Below are 11,997 nucleotides of genomic sequence, written 5' to 3'. Positions count from 1 at the left end.
GCGCGCCATGCAACCATGGTCCCGTGAAGGGGATCATTCTCGCCGGGGGGTCGGGGACGCGTCTGCACCCGATCACCCTCGGCGTCTCGAAGCAGCTCGTGCCCGTCTACGACAAACCGATGGTGTACTACCCGCTGTCGACGCTCATGCTCGCGGGCATCCGCGACATCCTGGTGATCACGACGCCCGCCGACGCTCCGTACTTCGAGCGCCTGCTCGGCGACGGGTCGCAGTTCGGCATCTCGCTGACGTTCGCGCAACAGCCGTCGCCCGACGGCCTCGCGCAGGCGTTCACGATCGGCGCCGACTTCATCGGCGACGACAAGGTGGCGCTCGCGCTCGGCGACAACCTGCTCTACGGTCCCGGGCTCGGCAGCCAGCTCACGCGGTTCGCCGACGTCGACGGCGGAGCCGTGTTCGCCTACTGGGTCGCCGAGCCGCAGGCCTACGGCGTCGTCGAGTTCGACGACGCGGGCAAGGCCGTCTCCCTCGAGGAGAAGCCGGCGCAGCCGAAGAGCAACTACGCCGTGCCCGGTCTGTACTTCTACGACAACGACGTGGTCGAGATCGCGCGCGGCCTGCAGCCGTCGGCGCGCGGCGAGTACGAGATCACCGACGTGAACCGCGCGTACCTGGAGCGGGGCGCCCTGCAGGTCGAGGTGCTGCCGCGTGGGACGGCGTGGCTCGACACCGGGACGTTCGACCAGATGACGGATGCCGCGGAGTACGTGCGCACGATCCAACGCCGCACCGGCATGTCGATCGGGGTTCCCGAGGAGGTCGCGTGGCGACAGGGCTTCCTCACCGACGACGAGCTGCGCACGCGCGCGCAGAAGCTCGCGAAGTCGGGCTACGGCTCGTATCTGCTCGCCGTGCTGGAGAGAGGGCTCTGATGGCGCATCTGCTGGTCACCGGCGGTGCCGGCTTCATCGGCTCCAACTTCGTGCACCACGTGATCGCGCACACCGATCACTCGGTGACCGTGCTCGACAAGCTCACCTACGCGGGCAACCGCGCATCGCTCGACGGACTGCCGGAGAGCCGCTTCACGTTCGTGCAGGGCGACATCGCCGACGCGGCCCTCGTGGACGAGCTGTTCGCGGGCGTCGACGCCGTCGTGCACTACGCCGCCGAGTCGCACAACGACAACAGCCTGCACGACCCGCGTCCCTTCCTCGACACCAACATCATCGGCACGTACACGCTGCTCGAGGCCGCCCGCCGGCACGACCGCCGCTTCCACCACATCTCGACCGACGAGGTGTACGGCGACCTGGAGCTCGACGACCCCGCCCGGTTCACCGAGTCGACGCCGTACAACCCGTCGTCGCCGTACTCGTCGACGAAGGCCGGCAGCGACCTGCTCGTGCGCGCGTGGGTGCGCTCGTTCGGCGTGCGCGCGACGATCTCGAACTGCTCGAACAACTACGGCCCGTACCAGCACGTGGAGAAGTTCATCCCGCGGCAGATCACGAACGTGCTCCGCGGCGTCCGTCCCAAGCTCTACGGCAAGGGCGAGAACGTGCGCGACTGGATCCACGCCGACGACCACTCGTCGGCGGTGCTGACGATCCTCGACCGGGGCGAGATCGGCGAGACCTACCTCATCGGCGCCGACGGCGAGAAGAACAACAAGGACGTCGTCGAGCTGATCCTCACGATCATGGGCCGGCCCGCCGACGCATACGACCACGTGACCGACCGCGCGGGCCACGACCTGCGCTACGCGATCGACTCCACGAAGCTGCGCACCGAGCTGGACTGGCTGCCGTCGTACCGCGACTTCGAGGCGGGCCTCGCCGCCACGGTCGACTGGTATCGCGAGAACGAGTCGTGGTGGGCCCCCGCCAAGGACACCACCGAGGCCTTCTACGCCGCGAAGGGCCAGTGAGCTCGGCGGCACCTCGCAGTGCACGATCGTCGCGTTCAGAGACAACCAAGCCTGTACACATGCAGGTAGAATTGTCGTATTCGACAAGAGGGAGTCACATGAGCATCGCAACGGCACTCTCCGCGCAGCGGCGCCGTCATGGCTTCCCCGCGAACGAAGTCGCTGCCCGGGCACGCACGTCGCCCGCCGCACTGTCGCACATCGAGGCGGGCAGACGACTGCCCCGCATCGATCTGGCCGAACGCATCGCTGAGGCGATGGGCAGCCGTATCGTCGTGCTTCCCGGTGCGCGCGGGAGAAGAGGACCTGCGGAGATCGTCGACGACATCCGCCATGATCTCGCGCAGGCGCACCACGACTGGGCTTTTCGACGACTCATCCAGCTGTCTGACGACCTCCGAGCGGTCGACCCGTTCGTCGCGGCGGTTCTCAGCGCGGAACGACCTGAGCACACTGGCAGCGCTCTCTTCGACGCCGGCCTCGCCGCCGTGACAGCGCAGGCGCTCGCCACTCGTGACATGCCTACGCCGTCGTGGACGCGCGAGCCCGATCGATATCTGGCGGAATCGACCTATCTGCCCGATCCGCAGGCACCGTTCGACCTGCGCGACGACGAAGTCCCCGACGAGTTCGCTGCGCGAAACGTTCGCGTTCACCGCCTGGATCTGGAATCGGTGTGATGCTCGATCGCCAGGATGTGATCGAACTCGTCGAGGCGCTCGCCGCGGCTCTGGACGACAGCGGTGTACCCGTCACCATTCAGATCGTCGGGGGCGCCGGCATCGCTTGGCTGCATTTTCCCCAGCGGCGGGGCACAGTCGATATCGACGCCTTGTTCTCGCCACGTGAGCAGGTATTGCGGGTAGCGAGCGAGATCGCTGCTCTGCATGGACTTCCCGATGAGTGGCTCAACGATGCGGTGCTTCGGACGGGCGCCATCCCCTTCGCACGCGACATCGACTGGATCACCGTCGTCGAGCGAGGCGACGTCACCGTTCACGTCGCCGATGCACGCGCATTGCTCGCCATGAAGCTCCGCGCCGCTCGCCCCGGGCGCGACACCGACGACATCGTGCATCTCATGAGCAGGGAAGACATTCGCTCCATCGACGAGGCAGAAGCCGTATTCGAGGAGTTCTACCCGGGCGAAGCGGTCTCTGAGAGAGGCATGCGCATCCTGGAACGTATCTTCACAGTCGACCTGGTCGATGAACACACTCATCATGAGAAAGGCGGCAACGCGTGACCGAGTACGGCAAGCGGCTGAGCCCTGTCGAGACGCCCATTCCCGGGCTCACCCTGTGGGAGCTGCCGGTGCACGGCGACAGCCGGGGCTGGTTCAAGGAGAACTGGCAGCGCGAGAAGATGACCGCGCTGGGGCTGCCCGACTTCGGGCCCGTGCAGAACAACATCTCGTTCAACGACGCGGTCGGCACGACGCGCGGCATCCACGCCGAGCCGTGGGACAAGTGGGTCTCGGTCGCCACGGGCCGCATCTTCGGCGCGTGGGTGGACCTGCGCGAGGGGCCGACGTTCGGCACGGTGTTCACCGCCGAGCTCGATCCGTCGCGGGCCATCTTCGTGCCGCGCGGGGTGGGCAACTCGTACCAGACGCTCGAGCCGAACACGGCGTACGCGTATCTCGTGAACGACCACTGGTCGCCGGACGCCGAGTACTCGTTCCTCAACCTCGCCGACGAGACGGCCGCGATCGACTGGCCGATCTCGCTCGCCGAGGCGGAGCTGTCGGCGAAGGATGCCGCGCACCCGCGCCTCGCCGAGGTCACGCCGATCCCGCCGAAGAAGATCCTCGTCGTCGGCGCGAACGGCCAGCTCGGACGAGCGCTGCGCGCGGAGTACGAAGGCGCCGCGCACGTCGAGTTCGCCGCGCGCGACGACCTCGACCTCACCTCGCCGACGCTCGAGGATGCGCGGCGCTGGCGCGACTACGGCGCCATCGTCAACGCGGCCGCTTACACCAAGGTCGACCTCGCCGAGACCGCCGAGGGCCGTCGCGACGCGTGGGCGGCCAACGTCACGGCCGTGAGCACGCTCGCGCGCCTCGCGACCGCGAACGGCCTCGCTCTCGTGCACGTCTCCAGCGACTACGTGTTCGACGGCACCGCCGACCGCCCGTACCGCGAGGACGACCCGCTCTGCCCGCTCGGCGTCTACGGCCAGACAAAGGCGGCGGGCGACGCGATCGTCACGACCGTTCCGCGGCATTACATCGTGCGCACGAGCTGGGTCATCGGCGACGGCAACAACTTCGTGCGCACCATGGCCTCGCTCGCGGAGCGAGGCATCGACCCGGGCGTCGTGAGCGATCAGACCGGGCGCCTGACGTTCACGAGCGAGCTGGCCCGCGGCATCCGGCATCTGCTGGAGACGAGCGCGCCGTTCGGCACATACAACCTCACGGGCTCGGGCGAGCCGCGCACCTGGGCCGAGATCGCGGCGCGCGTGTTCGAGCTCGCCGGCCACGACCCCGCCCGCGTGCGGCCGGTCACCACCGACGAGTACTTCGCCTCCGCGACCACGCCCGTCGCCCCCCGGCCCCGTTGGTCGACCCTCGACCTCGCCAAGATCGAGCAGACGGGCTTCGCCCCTCGCGATGCCGACGACTCCCTGCGCGACTACCTGTCCTGAGCGCGACCCCGTTCCCAGAGCACAAGGATAACTGTGCGTTTTCTGTCGATTGTCGCGTAGATAGCGGTTTGTCATCGCGAATATGCAAGCTAGCGGAGTGGACGAATGGGAGCGTGAGTTCGGCGCGCAGATCCGACGCGCTCGACTGCTGGAAGACATCACGCAGGACGATCTCGCGCGCCGCGCCCATGTCAGCGTGGGCACTCTCGTCACGCTCGAGGGTGGCAAGGGAAGCAGTTTCTCCACCGTCATCCGCGTCGTGCGTGCGCTGGGACGCGAAGAATGGCTGGCGTCATTCGAGCCGAAGCCCGTGGTGAGCCCGCTTGCGCTCGCCAGAGAGCAGCGAGGGCTCACCGAACCGCGCCGCGCATCGAGGCGATCGTGACGTATCAGCACGTCGAGGTGCTCACGAGCCGAGACATCATCCCGCTCGCGGACTGGGCCCGCACCGCCGACGTTCGCGGCAGCGTCGCCGCGAACAAGGCCAAGCAACAGACGATTCCGGCGTTCCGTCTGCGCGATCGGTGGATGATCGCGGTCGCACACAGGGAGCCGGCGCTATGAGCAGCAGCGTCCGGTGGCCGCGCCATGTTTGATCGGGGGAGCAGCATTCACCGCGGCGCGAGCGCTGCCGGACTCCTGCGCGCTGTGAGCTGGTAGACGGCGGGCTTGATCGCCGAGATCGTCGAGCCGGTCGTAGCGCGGCATCATCGGTCGGAGGACGGCTCGCCCCAGGCGCGATTCATCAGCCAGGTCACATCGCGATCGAGATGGGTGATCTTCGCGTCGATCGTGTCGAGACGGCTGTGCACGGCGTCGAAGCGTGCACTCAGCTCGCCGCGGAGCCCGCCGATCTGCGCATCCAGCTCACCGCGGAGCCCGCCGATCTGCGCATCCAGCTCACCGCGGAGCCCGTTGACCTGCGCCTGCGTCGATCGGTTGATGAGGGTCGTCGACAGTGTGAGCCCGCCGATCATGATCGTGCCGAAGACCGCGATCAGGGTCCAGATCTGGGGATCGTTCATGGGGTCCACTCCTTCATTCTCGCTCGGTGCGACCGAGAATGCCAGATGTGCGAGGCGACGATCTTGCGATCCTCCGCATTCGTGGACAGATCGCGCGATGACCCGATTGTGGACGAGGACTCAGCCCCGCAGCGGTGAGCTTGTATCATGCGGCGGCGCCGCCGCCCCGACGCTGGTCGAGCAGGCCCCGCCGGTCGAGCAGGCCCCGCCGGTTGAGTACCCCCGCTGGTTGAGTAGGTCCCGCCGGAGGCGGGACCGTATCGAAACCCATTTAAGGCTCACGATACCCATAACCCCGGCATCCATATCGCCAGCAAGTCTCGACGATGCATCACCACATGTCGATGTCGCCTGTCGGCGCAGCTTTGTCACCTCTTGACGCCGGTCTGACACCGACACGTGCACGTCACAAACGCACTGCTATCCTGGGGACTGGTCAAGCCCCGGGACGTGGTGTAGCGGACGGTGATCCTTCTGTTGTTGATTTCGGTTAGGCGCTGAGCTCGAGGACGGTGTCGGTGTTCACCTCCTCTCCGGTGTCGGCGACGAGGGTGAGGCGGGACTTGGCAAGGATCTCGAGGCCGAGGTAGCGGCGGCCCTCGACCCATTCGTCAGTCTGCTCGGCGAGGACCGCGCCGACGAGGCGGATGATCGCGTCGCGATTGGGGAAGATGCCCACGGAATCGGTGCGGCGGCGGATCTCCCGGTTGAGGCGCTCGTTCGGATTGTTCGACCAAATCTGCTGCCAGAGCCCGTCGGGGAACCCGGTGAACGCGAGGATGTCCGCCCTCGCGGCGTCGAGGTGCTCGAACGCGTCGGGGAGTTTCCCGTCGACGTAGTCCAGCAGCCGGTCGAACTGGGCGTGCACGGCGTCCTTGTCGGGCTGGTCGTAGACGGAGTGCAGCATCGCTTTCACCGCCGGCCACATGGCCTTCGGTGTCACGCTCATCAGGTTCGCCGCGTAGTGGGTTCTGCATCTCTGCCAGACAGCTCCGGGCAGGTTCGCCGAGATCGCTTCCACCAGCCCGGCGTGCGCGTCGGAGGTGACCAGGCGGACCCCGCCGAGGCCGCGGGCGACGAGGTCGGCGAAGAACGAGTTCCAGGCCGCCCCGGTCTCGCTGGTCGCCACGCGCAGGCCGAGGACTTCGCGATGCCCGTCCCCATTCACGCCGGTCGCGATGAGCACGACCGCGTTGATCACGCGGCCGCCTTCGCGGACCTTCATGGTGAGCGCGTCGGCGGCGACGAACGTGAACGGGCCTGCATCATCGAGCGGGCGGTGACGGAACTGGTCGACGTGCTCGTCGAGGTCCGCCGCCATCCGCGAGACCTGCGACTTCGACAGCGAGTGGATCCCGAGAGTCTTCACGAGCTTGTCCATCCGTCGGGTGGAGACGCCGGCGAGGTAGCAGTCCGCGACCACGGTGATCAGCGCCGTCTCGGCCCGCTTACGGCGCTCCAGCAACCACTCCGGGAAGTAGGTTCCGGTGCGCAGCTTCGGGATCTGAACGTCGATCGTGCCGACACGAGTGTCCAGGTCGCGGTGCCGGTAGCCGTTGCGTTGGGCGGTGCGGTCGGGGCTGGGCTTGCCCCATTCGGCGCCGACAACAGCGTCCGCGTCGGCGGACAGCAGCGCGTTGATCATCGTCTGCAGCAACTGCCGCATCAGATCGGGAGATCCGTCGGCAAGGGCTTCACCGAGCAGGCGGGCAGGGTCGACAATATGAGGTGCGGTCATCGTGATGATGCCTTTCGAGTGGGATGTGAGAGTTTCCTCGAAGGATCACACGGTGACCGCGCCCACGTCCAAGACAGGACCGGCAGCCACCGCGCGCTACACCACGTTAAGGGGCACTACTTGGGGACTTGCCGTGCTTTTGGGGAAAAGCCCGTGTTTACACGGGCGGGCACGCGCAACGGTCCCGGCCGGGTCGGGGTCTTGGGGAGGAACGTCGATGACTGTGCACGCCACAGAGCCACGCCGCACGGAATCGGGGAGCATACTGCTGCCGCCTGTCGCCGACAGGTGGCAGCGAGACTACGCGACGAGGCTCGTCATCAGCGACTTCGTGATCGTGACGCTCACTGTCTTCGGCACGCAAGTCTTCTGGCTTGGCAGCCATACGAGGGGGGTTGCCGGCGCCGACTATCTGGATTACACCTGGCTGTCCCTTCTGCTCATCGCGAGCTGGATGCTGATGCTCTCGCTCTATGGCACTCGTAGCCCGCGCGTGATCGGCTACGGCAGCGCCGAGTACAGGGCGATCGTCGATGGCGCCCTACGGCTCTTCGGCCTCATTGCGATCGTGTCCTACCTTGCGATGGTCGATGTGTCGCGCGGGTACATCCTCATCAGCATGCCTCTTGGGCTGGCGCTTCTCATCCTGTCACGCTGGGCGTGGCGCGCATGGCTGCGCGGACGTCGGCGGCGCGGCGAGATGATCTCCCGCGTGCTGCTGATCGGCGAGGAAGAGGCCAGTGAGCGCATCCTCACTGAGTTGAACAGCCAGCCGGCCGCCGGCTACGTCGTCGTCGGCGCATGCTCGCCGTCGGGCCTCGTCGGCGGAACGCTCGGTGACACAGGTGTTCCGGTGCTGGGCAACCTCGACCACATGATCGACGCGCTGCGCGTCACCGGTGCCGACACGGTGCTCATCTCGGGCGAGAGCGGCCTGCCCGCCGGCAAGGTGCGCGAGCTGAGCTGGCAGCTCGAGGCCGGCCAGCACCACCTCATCATGGCGCCCAACCTCACCGACATCGGCGGCCCCCGCATCCACACACGCCCCGTCGCAGGCCTGCCCCTCATGCACGTGGAGACTCCTCGCTACACGGGTCGCCAGGTCGTGCTCAAGCGTGCGTTCGACATCCTCGGCTCCGGCACGCTGCTGCTGCTGCTCTCGCCGGTCTTCCTTCTCATCATGCTGCTCGTGCGGCTGTCGAGCCCTGGCCCGATCTTCTACGGGCAGGAACGCATCGGCCTCAACGGCAAGCCGTTCCAGATGCTCAAGTTCCGGTCGATGATCCCCGATGCCGACGACATGCTCGCCGAGCTGCTCGCCCAGCAGGGCACGAGCGACACCCCGCTCTTCAAGGTCGAGAACGACCCGCGCATCACCAAGGTCGGCCGCGTGCTGCGCAAGTACTCGCTCGACGAGCTCCCCCAGCTGGTCAACGTGTTCCTCGGCAGCATGAGCCTCGTCGGCCCCCGCCCGCAGCGCGAGGGCGAGGTCGAGCTCTACGACGACGCCGCTCGTCGCCGCCTCATCGTCAAGCCCGGCATGAGCGGGCTGTGGCAGGTGAGCGGTCGCTCCGCGCTCAGCTGGGAAGATGCCATCCGCCTCGACCTCTACTACGTGGAGAACTGGTCACTCACGGGCGACGTCAACATCCTGCTGCGCACGTTCAAGGCGGTTGTCGCCCCCGGGGAGACGGCGCATTGACAGGACTGCTCGTCCACGAGTGGATCGCTCCGTCTGGCGGCTCCGAGAACGTGCTCGAGGCGATGGCCGACGCGTTCCCGGACGCCGACATCCAATGTCTGTGGACCGATGCGCCGCATCGGCTCGCCGATCGCAATCTGCGCGAGACATGGATCGCGCGCACGCCGATCCGGCGCAGCAAGGCGCTGGCGCTGCCTTTCACGGTACCCACCTGGCGCATGCTGAAAGCCGACCGCGCCTACGACTGGATGCTCGTTAGTTCGCATCTCTTCGCTCATCATGCGCGCATTCGAGGCCAAGACATTCCAGAACTCGTCTACGTGCATAGTCCCGCCCGGTACATCTGGACGCCGGAGTATGACGAGCGCGGCGCAAGCGCGATGATCAGGGCAGTCGCTCCCCTATTCAAACTTATCGACCGTCATCGTGCGGCGGAGGCCGCAGCGATCGCGGCCAACAGTGCTTTCGTTCGGCGACGTGTGCAAGACGCTTGGGAGCGTGATGCCGTCGTCATCCATCCGCCTGTCGAAGTGGAACGCATTGCTCGTATCCATGAGTGGTCGGCGCGACTCACCGACGATGAACGTCGGTTGCTCGACGCCCTCCCAGAGGTGTTCGTGCTCGGCGCCTCACGGTTCGTCCCGTACAAGCGGCTCGATCTGGTGATCGCGGCGGCAGAGGCAGCGAATGTCCCAGCGGTGATCGCGGGTCGTGGTCCGGACGAAGAGTTGTTGCGCGCACAAGCCGGTGAGGCGTCAGTCCCCGTGCAGATCGTGCACTCGCCATCAGATTCGTTGCTGTGGGCGCTCTACGAGCGCGCGAGCGTGTTCGTCTTTCCTGCGATCGAAGACTTCGGGATCGTTCCCGTCGAGGCCCAGGTCCTCGGAACACCCGTCGTGACCGGTCCCGTCGGCGGGCAGCTCGAGACGTTCGTGGACGGTGAAACGGGAGTCGTTGCTGAGTCAACAGATGCCACTGACCTAGCCCATGCGTTGGTCCGCGCCCTTGATTTACCAGCATTCGACGGTCCCGCTGCGACAGCCGAGTACAGTCTTTCTGTGTTTCAGCGAAACATTCAGGAGTTTGTCGCAAGCTGAATCGCGCGGCGCGTATTGGAGCCGGGCGTGAATGGCCCGTACGTCCGCCGCCGGGCGGCAGTACGTCCGCCGAGCAGAAACCGTCACCCCCATCAAAGAGCCAGGCCAACCGGTCCACGAAGTCCATGGTGTAAGAACCCGCAGAGCACGTCGAGTTCAACGACGCTTGACACGCTGCCCAGCAGCTTCGCGGCGCCCACACGCACCACAACCATGCCGTCGGACGCACATCGCTGAGCAAGTACTCGAAACATTCCTCACCTGCCCGATGCCCAAGATCTCATGCCTTGGCCATGCCCTGATCCGATACCGAGTCGCTTCCCTCGCCCACTGAATAACAAACCCGTCATCAAGCGGCGACATCGGGGGCGTGAACGGGCACATCGGATTCCCCGACTGTCACCAAAATCCCGAGACGTCACAGCGCTGGATCTCACGTGTCCCAAAACAAGGGTCAGCCCCTTGCCTTTCGCTCTCCGTCGAGCGCTACGATTTCCGCAGTCGCGGACGCGCTTCCGAAGTTGCTACACTTCTTTCTTCCGCCCTAAGCTTCTGCTGCCGCAAAAGAATCCCGGCCTGCGTCACGAGAATCGCAAAAACAGGGATAGTGTTAGGCACCCCGTAGAAATCAGTATTGTCAAATGTTGCGTGCGCAACCATCCAGGCTATCGCTCCGAGCTGCATACTAAATGCGCGAGCCTGCCTGGACGAGTCTGCCTCTCTCATGAGCTTTAGATACTGGAACACTAGAACAGCGATGACGGCAAAAAAGAGGGCGACGGCGATCACTCCTGCGTTCGCCCAACCCGCGATCACGAAGTTGTGCGGAGGGAGGTCGGGGCGCATACCAAAGCTGTGTGCGTCTTGTGCCCACGCGGCTTCCCACCCACCAAACCCGAGCCCGAAGAAGGGCTGTTCTGAGAAGTAGCCAGCAGCGGCATTGGCGAAGTTCGCACGATCTTCCGCCGACTGCTCAGCACCCGTCAACGCCTGTGGCAGATAGTCGGCCAACCGCACAGTTAGAAATGCAAAGCCGCCCATGAGCACCAAACCGAGCAGAACGGATAGCGGTGATCGCGCGCCGGCAACGACCCACGGGAGTAGGAAAAAGATGACTGGAACGATAATAGCCAGCACGATCGCTGTCTTCGAACTCGTTGCCAATGCGCCACCCATGCACACCGCTGCCATGAAAAGAGTCCATGCGGCGCGACGCTGAAACCACATAGCAAGGTACATGAGCGCCCACACAGCCATGACCATTGAAGCTCGGTTACCGTTGACAAACAGCAGACCACCCGCTTTCTCAGGGTCGGTCACATTGTTGGTTCGCGTTGTAAATAGAAACGCAGCGTCATCACCCAGCAGCAAGTGAAAAAACTCAGATCGAAAATAGGAGTCTTCGATCGCAGGATTTACTCGAAAAATGATCGTGGCCAGAGACTGCAGAATGGCCAGTGGGGCCAAGACGATCATCATACGGCGGATGAGAGCGCGAGGATCACCGTCGCATGCAGCCGCGCTGAGAGCAGCGGCGGCGACCACTCCGAGTACCGCCACTCCTGTCGTCAGGGCACCGGTTGCACGAGGCGACCAAAGGGCAGAGAAAAAATACCAAACGGCGAGCGCCAGCAGAAGTAAAGTCGCCGGGGCCGCCAGGGCCTGCAGGAAGTGTCGGCCCGTTTTCAGAACAGTGGCCAAGGAGAAGATCGCCGGCGCTCCGGCGGGAACCGAGATGCTCGTCGGGTTGATCGAACTCAGCAGAGCGAACGTGTTCCACAGAAGCCTGCTCGGGATGAAAACGAACAGCGCGCCAACGAAGAAGGCCGCTACGGGCACAAGCAACGCCATGAGAATATCCACGACGCCCCCCTCAGCGACCCCCAAGCACCAGC

Annotated in this window: 12 protein-coding genes; 9 read left to right on the top strand and 3 right to left on the bottom strand. The window is 65.5% G+C overall.

From position 1 onward, the window contains the following. Window positions 1-23: 23 nt before the first annotated feature. The 7 genes from rfbA (at window position 24) to AOA12_RS03680 (ending at window position 5,104) form a co-directional block, all read left to right on the top strand. Window positions 24-893, top strand: coding sequence for a glucose-1-phosphate thymidylyltransferase RfbA (gene rfbA, locus AOA12_RS03710; protein WP_054680336.1), 870 nt, complete (start codon window positions 24-26; stop codon window positions 891-893). Continuing rightward, complete coding sequence (gene rfbB, locus AOA12_RS03705) at window positions 893-1,891, top strand: dTDP-glucose 4,6-dehydratase (protein ID WP_054680333.1); 999 nt, start codon at window positions 893-895, stop codon at window positions 1,889-1,891. Before rfbA ends, rfbB begins: the two co-directional genes overlap by 1 nt. Before the next feature lie 98 nt (window positions 1,892-1,989). After that, window positions 1,990-2,571 (top strand): helix-turn-helix domain-containing protein, encoded by a 582-nt coding sequence (locus AOA12_RS03700; RefSeq protein ID WP_054680330.1) that lies wholly within the window; start codon window positions 1,990-1,992, stop codon window positions 2,569-2,571. Beyond that, window positions 2,571-3,137, top strand: a complete 567-nt coding sequence (locus AOA12_RS03695) for a nucleotidyl transferase (RefSeq protein WP_156366382.1) — start codon at window positions 2,571-2,573, stop codon at window positions 3,135-3,137. Before AOA12_RS03700 ends, AOA12_RS03695 begins: the two co-directional genes overlap by 1 nt. Next, a complete protein-coding gene (locus tag AOA12_RS03690) occupies window positions 3,134-4,540 on the top strand; it encodes a sugar nucleotide-binding protein (RefSeq protein ID WP_054680324.1) in 1,407 nt (468 codons plus the stop codon). Before AOA12_RS03695 ends, AOA12_RS03690 begins: the two co-directional genes overlap by 4 nt. Window positions 4,541-4,637: 97 nt before the next feature. Beyond that, window positions 4,638-4,925 carry a helix-turn-helix domain-containing protein gene (locus tag AOA12_RS03685; protein ID WP_054680321.1) on the top strand — a complete coding sequence of 96 codons (288 nt, stop codon included), beginning with the start codon at window positions 4,638-4,640 and terminating at the stop codon, window positions 4,923-4,925. Then, window positions 4,922-5,104 carry a hypothetical protein gene (locus AOA12_RS03680; RefSeq protein ID WP_054680318.1) on the top strand — a complete coding sequence of 61 codons (183 nt, stop codon included), beginning with the start codon at window positions 4,922-4,924 and terminating at the stop codon, window positions 5,102-5,104. The genes AOA12_RS03685 and AOA12_RS03680 overlap by 4 nt, the downstream gene beginning before the upstream one ends. 143 nt (window positions 5,105-5,247) lie before the next feature. Here AOA12_RS03680 and AOA12_RS03675 read toward each other — a convergent pair whose 3' ends face one another. Both AOA12_RS03675 and AOA12_RS03670 read right to left on the bottom strand, forming a co-directional pair. Beyond that, window positions 5,248-5,565, bottom strand: a complete 318-nt coding sequence (locus AOA12_RS03675; RefSeq protein ID WP_054680315.1) for a hypothetical protein — start codon at window positions 5,563-5,565, stop codon at window positions 5,248-5,250. 490 nt (window positions 5,566-6,055) lie between these two features. Continuing rightward, the gene (locus AOA12_RS03670; RefSeq protein ID WP_054678492.1) at window positions 6,056-7,303 is read right to left on the bottom strand and encodes an IS256 family transposase; all 1,248 of its coding nucleotides are present in this window, start codon (window positions 7,301-7,303) and stop codon (window positions 6,056-6,058) included. 217 nt (window positions 7,304-7,520) lie between these two features. Here AOA12_RS03670 and AOA12_RS03665 point away from each other — a divergent pair, with 217 nt between their 5' ends. Next, window positions 7,521-9,005 (top strand): sugar transferase, encoded by a 1,485-nt coding sequence (locus tag AOA12_RS03665; protein WP_054680311.1) that lies wholly within the window; start codon window positions 7,521-7,523, stop codon window positions 9,003-9,005. After that, entirely contained in the window at window positions 9,002-10,102 is a 1,101-nt protein-coding gene (locus tag AOA12_RS03660; RefSeq protein ID WP_054680308.1) for a glycosyltransferase, read from the top strand. The genes AOA12_RS03665 and AOA12_RS03660 overlap by 4 nt, the downstream gene beginning before the upstream one ends. Window positions 10,103-10,588: 486 nt before the next feature. On the opposite strand, the gene AOA12_RS03655 is transcribed toward AOA12_RS03660, so the two are convergent. Further along, a complete protein-coding gene (locus AOA12_RS03655; RefSeq protein WP_156366381.1) occupies window positions 10,589-11,965 on the bottom strand; it encodes an O-antigen ligase family protein in 1,377 nt (458 codons plus the stop codon). Window positions 11,966-11,997 lie beyond the last annotated feature (32 nt).

It is taken from the genome of Microbacterium sp. No. 7 (genome assembly GCF_001314225.1).
Lineage (GTDB): Bacteria > Actinomycetota > Actinomycetes > Actinomycetales > Microbacteriaceae > Microbacterium.
This window is presented reverse-complemented; position numbering and strand designations above follow the sequence as displayed.

What these genes read in the sequence shown, in the direction of transcription:
- rfbB (WP_054680333.1), top strand. Translation starts at nt 893, where the DNA reads ATGGCGCATCTGCTGGTCACCGGCGGTGCCGGCTTCATCGGCTCCAAC.
- AOA12_RS03700 (WP_054680330.1), top strand. Translation starts at nt 1,990, where the DNA reads ATGAGCATCGCAACGGCACTCTCCGCGCAGCGGCGCCGTCATGGCTTC.
- AOA12_RS03695 (WP_156366382.1), top strand. Translation starts at nt 2,571, where the DNA reads ATGCTCGATCGCCAGGATGTGATCGAACTCGTCGAGGCGCTCGCCGCG.
- AOA12_RS03675 (WP_054680315.1), bottom strand. Translation starts at nt 5,565, where the DNA reads ATGAACGATCCCCAGATCTGGACCCTGATCGCGGTCTTCGGCACGATC.
- AOA12_RS03670 (WP_054678492.1), bottom strand. Translation starts at nt 7,303, where the DNA reads ATGACCGCACCTCATATTGTCGACCCTGCCCGCCTGCTCGGTGAAGCC.
- AOA12_RS03665 (WP_054680311.1), top strand. Translation starts at nt 7,521, where the DNA reads ATGACTGTGCACGCCACAGAGCCACGCCGCACGGAATCGGGGAGCATA.